Origin of the sequence: Parvibacter caecicola (assembly GCF_003725335.1) — a bacterium.
GTDB classification, from domain to species: domain Bacteria; phylum Actinomycetota; class Coriobacteriia; order Coriobacteriales; family Eggerthellaceae; genus Parvibacter; species Parvibacter caecicola.
Map to the genome: position 1 here is coordinate 1 of NZ_QIBY01000011.1, position 14,384 is coordinate 14,384.

The 14,384-nt window shown below is 60.2% G+C and carries 12 protein-coding genes, 4 tRNA genes and 1 pseudogene; 12 read left to right on the top strand and 5 right to left on the bottom strand.

Features of this window, described 5'->3' with window-relative positions; all coding sequences use genetic code 11:
- Nucleotides 1-285: 285 nt before the first annotated feature.
- Together DMP11_RS06840 and DMP11_RS06845 are read right to left on the bottom strand one after the other, a co-directional pair.
- Nucleotides 286-939, bottom strand: coding sequence for a hypothetical protein (locus DMP11_RS06840; RefSeq protein WP_123185769.1), 654 nt, complete (start codon nucleotides 937-939; stop codon nucleotides 286-288).
- Between the two features lie 319 nt (nucleotides 940-1,258).
- Nucleotides 1,259-2,539, bottom strand: a complete 1,281-nt coding sequence (locus DMP11_RS06845) for an aspartate aminotransferase type Ic (protein ID WP_123185770.1) — start codon at nucleotides 2,537-2,539, stop codon at nucleotides 1,259-1,261.
- A gap of 167 nt (nucleotides 2,540-2,706) precedes the next feature.
- On the opposite strand from DMP11_RS06845, the gene putP reads away from it, so the two are divergent.
- Together putP and DMP11_RS06855 are read left to right on the top strand one after the other, a co-directional pair.
- Complete coding sequence (putP, locus tag DMP11_RS06850; protein ID WP_123185771.1) at nucleotides 2,707-4,269, top strand: sodium/proline symporter PutP; 1,563 nt, start codon at nucleotides 2,707-2,709, stop codon at nucleotides 4,267-4,269.
- Nucleotides 4,270-4,430: 161 nt separating this feature from the next.
- A complete protein-coding gene (locus tag DMP11_RS06855) occupies nucleotides 4,431-5,624 on the top strand; it encodes an FprA family A-type flavoprotein (RefSeq protein ID WP_123185821.1) in 1,194 nt (397 codons plus the stop codon).
- A gap of 77 nt (nucleotides 5,625-5,701) precedes the next feature.
- On the opposite strand, the gene DMP11_RS06860 is transcribed toward DMP11_RS06855, so the two are convergent.
- Nucleotides 5,702-6,856, bottom strand: a complete 1,155-nt coding sequence (locus tag DMP11_RS06860; RefSeq protein WP_123185772.1) for a coiled-coil domain-containing protein — start codon at nucleotides 6,854-6,856, stop codon at nucleotides 5,702-5,704.
- A 261-nt stretch (nucleotides 6,857-7,117) separates the two neighbouring features.
- Complete coding sequence (locus tag DMP11_RS10405) at nucleotides 7,118-8,452, bottom strand: coiled-coil domain-containing protein (protein WP_214646949.1); 1,335 nt, start codon at nucleotides 8,450-8,452, stop codon at nucleotides 7,118-7,120.
- 403 nt (nucleotides 8,453-8,855) lie between these two features.
- On the opposite strand from DMP11_RS10405, the gene DMP11_RS06870 reads away from it, so the two are divergent.
- From DMP11_RS06870 to rplA, 10 genes and pseudogenes are all read left to right on the top strand, one after another.
- Nucleotides 8,856-8,940, top strand: a tRNA-Tyr gene (locus DMP11_RS06870).
- Between the two features lie 37 nt (nucleotides 8,941-8,977).
- Nucleotides 8,978-9,053: transfer RNA gene (locus DMP11_RS06875), tRNA-Thr, on the top strand.
- A gap of 177 nt (nucleotides 9,054-9,230) precedes the next feature.
- Nucleotides 9,231-9,307 (top strand) — tRNA-Met (locus tag DMP11_RS06880).
- Between the two features lie 81 nt (nucleotides 9,308-9,388).
- On the top strand, nucleotides 9,389-10,591 hold the full coding sequence (tuf, locus tag DMP11_RS06885) for an elongation factor Tu (RefSeq protein ID WP_123185773.1): 1,203 nt from the start codon (nucleotides 9,389-9,391) through the stop codon (nucleotides 10,589-10,591).
- Between the two features lie 118 nt (nucleotides 10,592-10,709).
- On the top strand, nucleotides 10,710-10,859 hold the full coding sequence (gene rpmG, locus DMP11_RS06890) for a 50S ribosomal protein L33 (protein ID WP_123185774.1): 150 nt from the start codon (nucleotides 10,710-10,712) through the stop codon (nucleotides 10,857-10,859).
- A 25-nt stretch (nucleotides 10,860-10,884) separates the two neighbouring features.
- Nucleotides 10,885-10,960, top strand: a tRNA-Trp gene (locus DMP11_RS06895).
- A 67-nt stretch (nucleotides 10,961-11,027) separates the two neighbouring features.
- Nucleotides 11,028-11,426 carry a preprotein translocase subunit SecE gene (gene secE / locus DMP11_RS06900; RefSeq protein WP_123185775.1) on the top strand — a complete coding sequence of 133 codons (399 nt, stop codon included), beginning with the start codon at nucleotides 11,028-11,030 and terminating at the stop codon, nucleotides 11,424-11,426.
- Nucleotides 11,427-11,433: 7 nt separating this feature from the next.
- Complete coding sequence (gene nusG, locus DMP11_RS06905; protein WP_123185776.1) at nucleotides 11,434-11,964, top strand: transcription termination/antitermination protein NusG; 531 nt, start codon at nucleotides 11,434-11,436, stop codon at nucleotides 11,962-11,964.
- Nucleotides 11,965-12,074: 110 nt separating this feature from the next.
- Nucleotides 12,075-12,494 (top strand): annotated as a pseudogene (rplK, locus tag DMP11_RS06910) (50S ribosomal protein L11); the annotation flags it as partial.
- Nucleotides 12,495-12,658: 164 nt separating this feature from the next.
- Nucleotides 12,659-13,366 carry a 50S ribosomal protein L1 gene (gene rplA / locus DMP11_RS06915; RefSeq protein WP_123185778.1) on the top strand — a complete coding sequence of 236 codons (708 nt, stop codon included), beginning with the start codon at nucleotides 12,659-12,661 and terminating at the stop codon, nucleotides 13,364-13,366.
- Nucleotides 13,367-13,442: 76 nt separating this feature from the next.
- On the opposite strand, the gene DMP11_RS06920 is transcribed toward rplA, so the two are convergent.
- Nucleotides 13,443-14,354 carry an NAD(+)/NADH kinase gene (locus DMP11_RS06920; protein WP_123185779.1) on the bottom strand — a complete coding sequence of 304 codons (912 nt, stop codon included), beginning with the start codon at nucleotides 14,352-14,354 and terminating at the stop codon, nucleotides 13,443-13,445.
- Between the last annotated feature and the right edge of the window lie 30 nt (nucleotides 14,355-14,384).

Genomic DNA, 14,384 nt, shown 5'->3' on the forward strand with positions numbered 1-14,384 from the left:
TCGGCAGTTAAGCCCCTCTTCGCCGAAAGTACTGCGGCGCCAGGCCGTGGGAGGATAGGGCGTTCTGCTCGCAGGGGATGCTTTTTTGCGTTCGGGGAGGGCCCTCCGGGGCCCTTCCTGGCTTTTTAGGGGGCGGCCTCAATGAGCCGGCGGCGTAGCGCCTGGAAGCCCCGGGCTCAGCCCCGTCTGCGGTTGCCAATGCGACCGCGCTGCCAGTTCTTCGCTCTTGCACCGAATGCCCCCTTCAAGGGGCTTTTTTGTTTTGGGCGGCAGCCTGGTGTGCCGTCAGTCTTCTCCATAAAGGCCGAGAGCTTTGGTCAGATGGGATTCGGCCAGCTGATGGCACTGCTTTCGAGCTGGAACAGGCCGTTGATTCCGAGTTACCTCCATGATGCACCACGCGTAGCTGCACCAGGCGGCCAGCCCCACCATGGCCCAGAAGTGCCGCCACTCGCCTGGGCTGGGGGCGCGATCGAGGTATTCCTCTAAGACGGCGCGGGCTTCATCGTCGCTGAGCTTTCGCGCCACCGTATAGGTTCCCAGGTCGGTGCCGTAGTCGGAGCTGCGCAGGCCGCCATTGGCCTGGCGGGCAAGTTTATCGGACTCTAGCCCCGAATCTGCCAAGAGGAAAAGGCGGTGCGATAGGGTGAGGGAGGAATTGTCGCGGCAGGCGTAATCGGCCACTTCGGTAGCCAGGTGCTTCAGTTTGGCGAACTCCTCGGGCGGTTTTGGATTGAAGAGCAGCAGCTCCTCTTCGTATGTGCGGGCAATGGCCAAGAGATCGAGAAGTTTGGCATTGTGGACGGGCAACTGGTGAGCCGCCGCCAGGACGTGCATGTCGCGCGAGATGAGGGCGCGGCCCTGGAGAGGCGGGGCGTCAGCGCCAGCCTCATGGAGCAAAGGTTTTTCGGAGCCAATCTTGAAATGGGAATCGCTCATATCGCCTCCTTCCGCGGCATTGTCCTTCGATGGCGCGAGGAGGGGATCGAGCAGGGGGCCGGCTTGAAGCGAGGCCCGTGGTGGTGCCCAGTGCGCAATTTCGATATCCCGCCCATTGCGAACTGAAGGACAGAAGTTCTCTGTCTTCAAGCCGTATTGTACTGACGCAGGGATTTTTTTCAACAATGATTTACTTGCATGCAGATACGGGGTAAATGCACCGTGAACCGTCGGGTGCGGGGATGGGGACTGGGAGGGCGCGCGGCGTCTGCGCCCATGCGCTGGACGCAAATGCTTCATCGGGACGGGCGGTGGTGCCCTACTCGGCTAATTGCTCCAATGCTGCCAGCTTGACGCAGGTTACGAACACGTCCATCGCCTGGTCCAGTTCGTCCAGTGGCGGCATGGAAGGGGCGATGCGAATATTGGAATCCTTCGGGTCTTGGCCGTAGGGCCAGGTGGCTCCGGCTCCGGTAAGCTGAACGCCGGCGTCTTTCGCCAGTGCAACGATGCGCTTTGCGGTTCCGGCGGGCGCTTCAAAGGAAATGAAGTAACCGCCTTGAGGCGAAGACCAGCTGCACTCCACCGTGCCTTTCAGTCCCTCGGACAACTTGCGGTCCACCAGTTGGAACTTGGGGGCCAACAGTTTGCCATGGGAGGCCATGTGGTTTTGAAGCGCCTCGTCGGTGGAGAGGAACCGCCCGTGACGCAGTTGGTTCAGCTTGTCGGGTCCCACCATTTGGATGCCCATCACCTTCAGAGCCTCCTGAATGTTGGAGGGGCTGGCGGCCAGGCCAGAGATGCCTGCGCCGGGGAAAGTGATTTTCGACGTGGAGGCGAACTTCAAATAGCGATTGGGATTGCCGGCAGCGACGCATGCGGCAGCGATGTCGGCAACCTGTACCGGATGCTGGGGATACAGGTGATGCACGCTGTAGGCGTTGTCCCAGAAAATGCGGAAGTCGGGAGCGGCGCAGGCCATGGATGCCAGCCGGTTCACCACCTGGCTGCTGTACACGATGCCGGTGGGGTTGGAGTACTGGGGCACGCACCAAATGCCCTTGATGGAGGGGTCGGCCGCAGCCAGCTGTTCCACCATGTCCATATCGGGGCCCTCGTCGGTGAGGGGAACGGGAATGAGCTCCATGCCGAAGGTTTCACAAATGGCGAAGTGGCGGTCGTAGCCAGGGGAGGGGCACAGCCATTTCACGCGCTCCAACGTGCCCCAGGGGGCATTGCCCTCAGTGCCGAAGGTCCACAGTCGCGCAATGGCGTCGAACATCAGGGTGAGGCTGGAGCTGCCGCCGGCGATGATGTTCTCCGGATCGTCGTCGAGCAGGCGGGCGAGCAGCTGCTTGGCCTCGGGGATGCCGCTCAGACCGCCGTAGTTGGCGCAATCGGTGCCGTCGCTGCTGGTGAGGCTGGCCTCTTCGCCCAGTACATCCAGCATGGGGCGCGAAAGGTCCAGTTGCTCGGCCGAGGGCTTCCCGCGGGCCATGTTCAGCTTCAGGCCCTTCGCTTTGAAGCCCTGGTAAGCCGCGTTCACTGCGGCCAATTCGGCCGAAATCTCCTCAGAGGTGAAGCTGTTGTAGCGAGCCATGTTCGTCCTTTCGCCGCGACAGGCGCTTTATTGCCCTGGAGTACATGAGCATAGCGCAAATCACCCCTATAATCGATGAATTGAAGAGAAAAGGGGGCTTTGGCTCTGACTGGCGGCGGCGCGCTGCGCGGGCGGAGGTGGGTCCCAGGTTTCCGGAAAGGCGTCACATGATCAACAACGACTGGCTGGTGATGCTGGCCATGCTGCTCTACTTCGTGGTAGTGGTGGTAATTGGCTTCATTTATACCAAGCGTTCCAACTCCTCGTCGGAAGAGTACTTCCTTGGCGGCCGCGGCCTGGGGCCGTGGTTGACGGCGCTTTCCGCCGAGGCCTCCGACATGTCCGGCTGGCTACTGATGGGGCTTCCCGGCGTGGCCTATTTCACCGGCGCATCCGATGCCATGTGGACGGCCATCGGCTTGTTCATCGGCACCTACCTCAACTGGAAGTTCGTGGCGAAGCGGCTGCGGAAGTATTCGGAGGTGGCAAACAACTCCATCACGGTGCCCGATTTCTTCTCGAACCGCTTCCATGATAAGAAGCACATCTTGATGACCATGGCCGCCATCATCATCCTGGTGTTCTTCTGCATCTACACCGGCAGCTGCTTCGTTACCTGCGGCAAGCTGTTCGCAACGCTGTTCGGCTGGGATTACACCACCATGATGGTACTGGGAGCCCTCATCGTGTTCTTGTACACCTTCATGGGCGGTTACCTGTCGGTGTGCACTACCGACCTCATTCAGGGCGCCATCATGTTCTTCGCCTTGGCCACAGTGTTTATTGGGTCGGTGACGGCGGCCGGCGGCGTGGAGAACACCGTGCAGTTCTTGCAGAGCATTCCCGGGTTCCTGTCGGGCACCGAGATTGCCGCCCCCGTCACCGACGAGCTGGGCAACCAGATAATGGAGGGCAACGAGCCTCTGTTCGGGCCCGCGGGCACTTACGGGCTCATCACCATCGTGAGCGGCCTGGTGTGGGGCCTCGGCTACTTCGGCATGCCCCAGGTGCTGATTCGCTTCATGTCGGTGCGCCACTCCAGCGATATCAAGAAGTCCCGTATCATCGCCATGATCTGGCTGTTCGTGTCCCTTTCCAGCGCGGTGTGCATCGGCCTCATTGGCCGCGCCGTCATCCCCACCGCCTTCGCCACTCAAGCGGCGGCGGAGAGCGTGTTCATCGTGCTGTCCCAGATGCTTCTGCCCTCGTTCTTCTGCGGCCTGGTGGTTTCCGGCATCTTTGCGGCGGCCATGAGCTCTTCTTCTTCGTACCTGCTGATTTCCGGTTCCGCGGTGGCCAACAACATCTACAAGGGCCTGTTCCGCCGCAACGCCACCGACCGTGAGGTGATGATTGTGGCCCGCATCACGTTGGTGTGCGTGCTACTGTTCGGCATTTTCATCTCCCTGGACCAAAACTCTTCCATATTCAACATCGTGTCCTATGCGTGGGCCGGCTTCGGCGCCTCGTTCGGCCCGCTGATGCTGCTATCGCTGTACTGGCGCCGTACCACCATGCAAGGGGCGGCTGCCGGTATGGTTGCCGGCGCACTTACCGTGGTGGCGTGGAAGAACCTCATCGCCCCTCTGGGCGGCTGGTTCGCCATCTACGAGCTGGCGCCTGGCTTCTTGGTGTCGCTGCTGGTAATCGTGGTGGTGTCGCTGCTGACGAAAGAGCCCAGCGAAGAAGTGCTGCACGAGTTCGATACCTACATGGACGCCGACGTGTAAGGTTCAGGCATGCTCCTCGAAGGCCGCGATGCGCATCGCGGCCTTTTTTATGAGCTTTGGGGAAGATTGGGTAACAAGATGGGCCTCCTATGCTAGAAAGCGGCGCCAGGGTAATATGCTGCGAAGAAACGTTGGAGTGAAGATGAGGAAGGATGATGGCCATGTTGCGAGCTGCCGAGGTGAAGCCAGACGTTTGGTGGGTTGGGGGAATTGATTGGAATGAGCGCAACTTTCACGGATACACCACCGAGCGTGGGTCTACCTATAATGCCTATTTGATTTTGGACGAAAAGACAACTCTGGTGGACACTTGCAAAGGGGAGTTCGCGCAGGAAATGATGGAACGTATCCGCACCATCATTGACCCGGCGGAAATCAGCTACATCATCGCCAACCATGTGGAAATGGACCACTCCGGCGCGCTGCCAGTGGTGGCCAAGGCGTGCCCCAACGCCCAAATCGTGTGCAGCGGCCCTCAGGGGCTGAGGGGGCTTTCAGCCCATTACGGCGAGAACTTTAACTTCTTGCCAGTGAAATCGGGCGACACCCTTTCCATTGGCAAACGCACGCTGCAGTTCGTGCACACCCCCATGGTGCATTGGCCCGACAACATGGTTACCTATTCCGCCTACGACAAGGTGCTGTTCTCAAACGACGCCTTCGGACAGCACTTCGCCTCTTCCAAGCGCTTCGACGATGAGGTGGGGCTGCCGGAGGTGATGGCCCAGGCGAAGAAGTACTACGCCAATATCGTGATGCCCTACGGCAAGAACGTGCGGGCGGCGCTAGACGGGCTTGCAGGGCTTGAATTCGACATGATTGCCCCTTCGCACGGGGTAATTTGGCGCAGCCATGTGAAGGACGTGCTGGAGAAATACGCCCTGTGGTGCTCGGGGGAGGCGGAAGAATACGCGCTGGTGATTTACGACAGCATGTGGCACACCACCGAGGCCATGGCCCGCGCCATCACCGAGGCTTTCATGGAGATGGGAATTCCCGCGCGGCTGTTCGATTTGAAGGCGAATCACATGTCCGACATCATGACTGAGGTGCTTTCGGCCCGCTACGTCGCGGTGGGTTCCCCTACGCTGAACAAGCAGATGATGCCGACGGTGGCGGCATTTTTGTGCTACATGAAGGGGTTGGCGCCAGAGGGGCGCGTGGGTATTCCGTTTGGCTCGTACGGATGGATGCAGGCGGGGCCGAAGGATGTGGCCACCGCTTTGGAGGCCTGCAAGTTCCAGCTTCCCTGCGGGGTGATTACTCATCAGTGGGTGGAAACCCCCGAAGGGCTGGACGCGGTGCGCGATGCGGTGATGGCTGCCATAGGGCCGCTGCATGACGAGGCCCGCTAGCGATTGTTCGACCAGGGAAATGAGAAGGGGCGGCCCCGCGGAGCCGCCCCTTCTTTATGGTTCTTGCGCGCGGGCTCTTAGCCGCGGTAGCGCACGTAAATCATGTCGCGGAACACCGACCCCACCTTTACCACGTCACCGCGTTGTGGTGCGTGCACCATCTGGCCCCCGCCGATGTAGATGCCGCAATGGTAGCTGTTGGTAACCACGTCACCCGGTTGCGGGTTGGAAACCCGGGGCCAGCCCATGAAGGTATAAGTGGTGCCAATGCGGCTGTGGTGCCCGGTGAGGGCATAGCCCACGAGCCCGGAGCAGTCGTAGCTGTTGGGGCCGGTGGCGCCCCATACGTAGGGCTTGCCCATCTCGGCGTAGGCGCGCGCCACCACGCTGTTGCTGGCGGCGGGCAAATCGTCGCCGCCGTAAGTTTTCTTGGCTTCCTCGGCCGCTTGGGCCGCTCGCTCGGCTTCCTGCTGGCGCCGGCGCTCTTCTTCCGCTTCGCGCCGCTGCCGCTCTAGCTCCTCTTCCGCGGCCAAACGTTCCGCTTCCTCCTGGGCTGCCTGCTGTTGGGCCAGGAGTTGGGAAACCTCGGCGCTCAGACTGTTGTAGATGGCTTCTTGGGCGTCTTGAGCCGCCTGGGCCTGCTGCGCGATGCGCTCGCACTCCTCCGCTTTTTCCTCGGCAATCTGCTCTTGCTTGATGAGCTCTTCGTGCTGGGCCTCCGCCTCGGCTTTGAGGTCTTTGGTCTGCTGCACGGTGTCGGCATCTTGCTGGTTCATTTTGTTCAGCAAATCCCAGTTCTGGGTAAAAGCGCTAAAGCTGGTGGCCCCGAGCAGCAGGTCGAGGAAGGTGAGGCTGCCGGAGCGGTACATGGAGCGGGCGCGATCCCCAAGCCGCTCTTGAAGGGCGGCCAGTTCGCCGGAAATCTCTTCGATGCGCGCCTGGCAGGCATCCATGCGGTCCTGAGCCGCTTGCTGCTCATCCAATGCGGTGAAATAGTCGGCCGATGCTTTGTCGGCTTCTTGGGCCAGGGCGGTGAGCTGCACCATGGCCTCGTTGGCTTCGGCTTGCTTCGACGCGGCCGCTGCGGCGGCTTCTTCGGCTTCTTTCTTCTTGTCGGCAGAGGTGGGTTCGCCAAAAGCGGCGGTGGGGGAGAACAGGATAGCGGTACCGAATATGGCCGCAGTGCCCCCGATGAAGGCCCGTCTGCTGAGCTGCGTTTGTTGCTCTCTCATGAGGAAAACCTTTTCTGTTCGAGCGTGTGGTGTGATTAGCAAACTTGTTGGTAATGGTAGCACCGGAAAGCCCCCGCGCAGGCGGCTGTTGGCGCGGTTTGCCTATATTACTTGCCAAAAGGGGAAAGAGGAACCGTGCCTACAGGATGTTCAGAAACTTTTAACAGGGAAAGGGTTTCTCTAGGGTCTGGCCTTGGGCTGCAACGGAAAACGGCCCGCCGTGAGGGCGAGCCGTCGGAAAGCCGTGGATGGTGCGGGTTATCACCATGGGGGGCGTACAAAGAACATGCCCTTGTGGTACTGCACGCCGCCCACTTTCACGTTCTGGCCCGGTTGCGGCGCGTGAATCATGTTGCCGCCGCCGATGTAGATGCCGCAGTGGGTGGAGTTGGTGCAGATGTCACCCGGTACCGGGTTGGATACACGGGGCCAACCGATGAAGGTGTAGGTGGTGCCCACGCGCTGATGCTTGCCGGTGATGCAGTAGCTCACCAGGCCGGAGCAGTCGTAGCTGTCGGGGCCCACGCCGGCCCTCACGTAGGGTTTGCCGATTTCCGCCTGTGCGCGGTTGACGGCCGCCTGGCCCGGACTGGGATATTTATCGCCGGCGTAGCTGCCGCCGGAGGAGCCGCCAGAGCTGCTGCCGCCAGAGGAGCTGCCGCTAGAAGAGTTGGATCCGCCGGAGGAACTGGAGCCGCCAGAGTTGGAACCGCCGGAAGGGTTGCCGCCGCTGTTGGAAGAGCCGGAATTGCCGGAGTTGGAGCCGCTGCTTCCGGAATTGCTGGAGTTGCCGGAATTCGAGTTGTTGGAATTGTTCTGGGACGCCTGCTGCTCTTCGCGGCGCCGTTGCTCTTCGGCCTCCCACTGCATGCGGGCCACTTCCTCCTCGTGGGCCAAGCGATCGGCTTCTTCGCGAGCAGCTTCTTCTTGTGCAAGCAGATCGGATACCTCGGCGCTCAGGCCGTCATATACCTGCTGCATGGCAGCGGCGGCGGCGTCGGCCTTCTTGCTGTTCTCTTCTGCTTCGGCCGCTTTCTGGGCAGCGATTTCCTCTTGCTTCGCAAATTCCTCGTGCTGGGCTTCAGCCTCGGCTTTGAGGTCTTTGGTCTGCTGCACCAGTTTGGCGTCGTTCTCGTTCATCTGGTTCAGCAAATCCCAGTTCTGGGTGAAGGCGCTGAAACTGGTGGCCCCCAGCAGAAGATCGAGGAAGGTGAGGCTGCCGGAGCGGTACATGGAGCGGGCGCGGTCGCCCAGTTGCCCCTGCACGGTGGCTATTTCGCCGGAAATCTCCTCAATGCGGTTGGCGCAATTGTCCATGGCGGTCTGGGCCGTCTCTTGGGCCATTTGGGCTTCCACGAAATCGGCGGCCGCCTTATCGCTTTCGTCGCGCAGGGCGTCCAGCTGCACCAAGGCGTCCTGGGCCTCGGCCTTCTTGCTGGCCGCCGCCGCCGCGGCGGCTTCCGCTTCTGCCTTTTTGTCGGAAGCGGAGGGCGTGGCGAAAGCCACGGCAGGGGAGAAGAGGATGGCGGTGCCGAAGATGGCGGCACTGCCCCCTACGAACGCGCGCCTGCTGAGTAAGGTTTGATGCTCTCTCATTAAACGAAGATCCTTTTCTGTTCGAGCACGGAGTGTGTATGCAAACTGCGTATCATCCTATCACGGCCCCGAGGCCTTCACAGCTTGTCCGCGATGCCTACATATATTACTCCTTATTAAAATCAGGTTTTTGGTAATTCAGTGATTAGGGGCTCGCCAAACTCCTCGCCGCCAGCGCCTATACATATATATAAGCAGGAAAAGCGGGCTCGAAAACCGCCATATACGCCGTTGACCTGCCGTTGAAAACCGTTGATATGGGAATTGTGGATAAGATACGCCCGGTGGCGTGTCGGGTGTTGACAGCGTTTTGGGGGTAGCGTATTATTCTTTCGCTCACTTACCCCGCCTGGGGAATTTGAGCGGCAGCTTGAAAAGTACACATGAATTTCATTGCCGAAATGGGCGTGTGCCCGAGTGGTTAAAGGGGACGGGCTGTAAACCCGTTGGCTCTGCCTACCTAGGTTCGAATCCTAGCGCGCCCACCATTTCATCTTTGAAGCTTTTTAATCTGCTTCGCCTCATGCCTGTGTAGCTCAGTCGGTAGAGCACTTCGTTGGTAACGAAGAGGTCACCGGTTCAAGTCCGGTCGCAGGCTCCATTTATTTTTAATGCTTCCGCAAGCGATTGCTGTTCGGTTGCATCGGGCCTTTAAGGTTTCCAGGTGTGCCGAATGCAAGGAAGGCGAAGCCGCGAACGAGGGAGCAGCCTTCGCGCTGTGACCGAGTGAGTGGCGAAGCCTGACGCGGCAATCGGTGCGCATAGGAGCCTTAAAGATGGCGGTGTAGCTCAGTTGGTCAGAGCACACGGTTCATACCCGTGGCGTCACTGGTTCAAATCCAGTCACCGCTACCATACCAATTCAAGCGTCCTTCGTGGGCGCATTTATTTTGTTTGTTTTTTTAAGTTGTGAATTCATTCTAAGGAGGATGAAACATGGCCAAGGAGAAGTTCGAACGCTCGAAGCCGCATGTAAACATCGGTACGATCGGACACGTTGACCACGGCAAAACCACCCTGACCGCCGCCATCTCCAAGACCCTGTCTGAGAACGACGGCTCTCACGGCACCGCTACTGCTGACTTTACCGCCTTCGATCAGATCGACAAGGCTCCCGAAGAGCGCGAGCGCGGCATTACCATCTCCATCGCTCACATCGAGTACCAGACCGACACCCGTCACTACGCTCATGTTGACTGCCCCGGCCATGCCGACTACGTGAAGAACATGATCACCGGTGCTGCTCAGATGGACGGCGCCATCCTGGTTATCGCCGCCACCGACGGCCCCATGGCTCAGACCCGCGAGCACATCCTGCTGGCCCGCCAGGTGGGGGTCCCCTACATCGTGGTGTTCCTGAACAAGTGCGACATGGTGGACGACGAGGAGCTCATCGAGCTGGTTGAGATGGAAGTTCGCGAGCTGCTGGACAGCTACGAGTTCCCGGGCGACGACACCCCGATTATCCGTGGCTCCGCTCTGAAGGCCCTGGAGGGCGACAAGGAGTGGCAGGAGAAGATCTGGGAGCTCATGGACGCCGTGGACAGCTACATCCCCACCCCCGAGCGCGACGTGGACAAGCCGTTTCTGATGGCTGTGGAGGACACCATGACCATTACCGGCCGCGGCACCGTTGCCACCGGTCGTGTGGAGCGCGGTGTGCTGCACCTGAACGATCCGCTGGAGATCGTGGGCATCAAGGAAACCCAGAAGACCACCTGCACCGGCATCGAGATGTTCCGCAAGCTGCTGGACGAGGCCGAGGCTGGCGACAACATCGGCTGCCTGCTGCGCGGCATCAAGCGCGAGGACATCGAGCGCGGCCAGGTTCTCTGCAAGCCCGGTAGCGTGAACCCGCACACTGAGTTCGAGGGCCAGGTTTACATCCTGACCAAGGAAGAGGGCGGCCGTCACACCCCGTTCTTCGATGGCTATCGTCCGCAGTTCTACTTCCGCACCACCGACATCACCGGTGTTGCCCACCTGCCCGAGGGCACCGAAATGGTTATGCCTGGCGACAACGTGACCATCACTGGCGAGCTGATTCACCCGATCGCCATGGAAGAGGGCCTGAAGTTCGCTATCCGCGAGGGTGGCCGTACCGTTGGCTCTGGCCGCGTTACCAAGATCATCAAGTAAATTAACTGGTGATTGCCTTCTAGGGAGCCTGCCCCACAGGCGGGCTCCCTTTTCATGGCAGCTCTCTTCATGTGTATGAAAAGGAACTGTCTTACCCTATTGGCATAAAGGAGTATTCATGCGTACTTTGGTCACCCTGGCCTGCACCGAGTGCAAGCGCCGCAACTACACGACCAAAAAGAACAAGCAGACCCATCCGGACCGTATGGAGCTTAAGAAGTACTGCAAGTGGTGCCGTCACCACACGGTGCATCGCGAGACCCGCTAGGTTCGAGTGATTCATAAACAGGCATAGGCCAGTAGTTCAATTGGTAGAGCAGCGGTCTCCAAAACCGCAAGTTGAGGGTTCGAGTCCTTCCTGGCCTGCCAGCTTGTTTGACGAGCAGCCGTGTGGCTGCTTGTTTGGCGTTAAGACATAAAACATTTAAGGAAGACCATGGCAAAAAAATCCAAGACCCAACGCGCTAAAGCCTCTGCTGCCCGGCAGCAGCGCAAGGCTACTCGTGAGGAGATCGGCGATCAGCCGGTTGCCGAGGTAGTTGAAGCCGAGGAGAAGCCGAAAAAGTCTCTTTTCAAGAAATCGGATGCTGCCGATTCCGATGACGAGGCGGCCAAGAAGCCTGCTAAGAAAGCGGACGAAAAGCCCGCTAAGAAGCGCTTCCAATTCCTGCGCGACGTGAAAGCGGAAATGAAGCGCGTCACGTGGCCCACCCGCGTTGACGTTCTGCGCTGGAGCGGCGTCGTCATCGTTGCCCTTCTTTTCTTCGGTATCTTCGTTGCCGTCTTGGACAACCTGATCATCACCCCGGTGCTGGTCGGTATTTCCGGATTGTAGGTTCACAATGGCTAAGAAATGGTATGTGCTTCACACCTATTCCGGCTACGAGAACAAGGTGAAGAAGAACCTGGAAATGCGCATCGAGGCGCTGGGTCTGGAGAACAACATCTTCGCTATCGAGATTCCCACCGAAATGGTTACGGAGATCAAGGATGGCGGCCGTCGCGTTGAGGCGGAGAAGAAGGTGTTCCCCGGCTATGTGCTGGTGCGCATGGAGCTGGACGATCGCAGCTGGGCGGCGGTGCGCAACACCGAGGGCGTAACCGGGTTCGTGGGAACCCAGGGCAACCCCTCTCCGCTCACTCGCGACGAATACAACAAGATCATGCGCCGTACCAACCACGAGGCCCCCAAGAAGACTTCCACTACCCTGGAAGTGGGGCAGTCGGTGAAGGTGGTTTCCGGCCCCTTGGCCGAGTTCGACGGCGTGGTGGCCGAAGTGTCGCCCGAAGCCGGCAAGGTTAAGGTTATGGTGTCAATTTTTGGGCGCGAAACCCCGGTGGAGCTTGGCTTCAACCAGGTGACGCGCATCTAAGCGTTCACGTGCCCTTCTTGGTGCCCGTGTGGACTCGGGGCTTCTCGCCAAGGCGAAAAGGGCTTTGTGATAAGGGAATGTAAACGGTTTATTTGAAAGGTAGTCAAGCTATGGCTGACAAGAAGGTCACCGGCTTCGTCAAACTGCAGATCCCTGCTGGCGCAGCCAACCCGGCCCCCCCGGTAGGCCCCGCGCTGGGTGCCAAGGGCGTCAACATCATGCAGTTCTGCCAGGCGTTCAACGCCCAGACGGCAGATCAGGCGGGTACGGTTATCCCTGTTGAAATTACCATCTACGAGGATCGTTCTTTCACCTTCGTGTGCAAGACCCCTCCGGCCGCTGTGCTGATCAAGGAAGCCCTGAACATCAGTTCCGGCTCCGGCATCCCGCAGATCCAGGCGGTGGGCACCCTCACCGAGGACCAGCTGCGCAAGATCGCCGAGACCAAGATGCCCGACCTGAACGCCAACAGCGTTGAGGCGGCCATGGAGATCATCGCCGGTACCGCCCGTTCCATGGGCGTGCGCATCGAGGGTCGTCCCATGAAGAAGAAGTACATTCCGTCCCGTAAGGTGGCGGCGATGCTGCAGGGCAAGACCATCGAAGAATAAGTGTTTAGCGCTTGGAAAGTCCAAGCGTTTGACAAGTGGAAGAGCGCAAGCGCTCGCCATTACCACGAAAGGAATTGATAGTCATGAAGAAATCCAAGAAGTACCGGGCAGCAGAAGCCCAGATTCCCGAGGCTCCGCTGGCTCCGCTGGCGGCCATGAAGCTGGTGCAGGAGATTTCCTCTGCCAACTTTGATGAGACAGTCACCTGCGACTTCCGTCTGGGCATCGACACCCGTCAAGCGGATCAGCAGCTGCGCGGCACCGTGAGCCTGCCCAACGGTTCGGGCAAGGAAGTGCGCGTGGCCGTGTTCGCCGAGGGCGAGGCTGCTCGCGTCGCCGAGGAGGCGGGCGCCGACATCGTGGGCACCGCTGACTTGATGGAGCAGATCCAGAAGGGCGAGTTCAACTTCGACGCTGCCGTTGCCACTCCCGACCAGATGGGCAAAGTGGGCCGTCTGGGCAAAATCCTGGGCCCTCGCGGCTTGATGCCCAACCCCAAGCTGGGCACCGTGACCAACGATGTGGCCAAGGCCATCAAAGAGCTGAAGGGCGGCCGCGTTGAGTACCGCGCCGACCGTTACGGCATCGCTCACGTGATTATCGGCAAGGTGAGCTTCACCCCCGAGGCGCTGGCCGAGAACTACGGCGCTGTGTACGATGAGATTCTTCGCATGAAGCCTGCGGCTGCCAAGGGCAAGTACGTGAAGTCCATCACCGCTTCTTCCACCATGAGCCCTGGTGTTCCGGTGGATTCCTCGGTGACCCGTGCTTATACCGAGTCGGCCGAATAAGCCAGATTCCCTTATCGGAGAAGCGCCCCGCCTGTGCGGGGCGCTTTTTTTATGCGGCAAAGCGGTTGCCGATTGCTTAGGCGAAGAAGTCTTGGGCGATGGCCTGGTAGAAGGTGTCGGGGCGGGGGCGCAGCAAGGTGACCGACTGATCGGCGCGGGAGGCGATGACGGTTTGCACGGGGCCGGGCAGAAGCACCAGTTCCCCATCGATGAACAGTGCGATGTCGCGGAATTCGTCGGTTTGCCGGGCGGTAACCTCCAACACGTCGTTGGGGTCGGTGACAATGGCCCGCGCCCGCAGGGTATGGGGGGCGATGGGCACCGCCAGGAGCCCGCTGTAGCGGGGCGACACCAAAGGCCCGCCGCTGGAAAGGGCGTAGGCGGTGGAGCCGGTGGCGGTGGACAGGATGATGCCGTCGCCCCGCTCTTTGAACACGGGGATGCCGTTCACTGCGAGGGATATCTCGATGATGCGTCCCATGGCGCCCCGGGTGAGGGAGGCTTCGTTCAGGGCGGTGAAGACTGTCTTTCCCTCCAGCCCTTCGCTGTTCACACCGTAGTCGTCGGCCTGGGCGGCGCCGTTGTGCTCGGGGCCGCCGTCTTGGCAGGTGACCTCCAGCTGCAAAAGGGCGCGGCGGTCTTCCCCCAGCTCGCCTGCCAGGGCAGACGCCGCCAGCGGGATGATGCCGTCCTCGTCGTCGTTGGTGAGAAAGCCCATGCGCCCGAAGTTGATGGGCAGAATGGGACACAGCCGCCCCTCCAGCAGGTGTACGGTGTGCAGCACGGTACCGTCGCCCCCCAGCACGAAGGCCAGTTGCAGCTGTTCCGGCAGCTGCTGGGCGATTTGGGCCCGGCGCCGGCTGTTGCCCAGGTCTGAGGAGTCGGCCATGTAGGTGCTGGCCCCCACCGAGTTGAGATAGGACATCAGCAAAAGCGAGGCGTCGAGGGCTTTGGAATTGGAATTATTCCGCACGATGAGTATGTGCATGAAGGGGGCCTTTCGGGTTTGGTATCATGG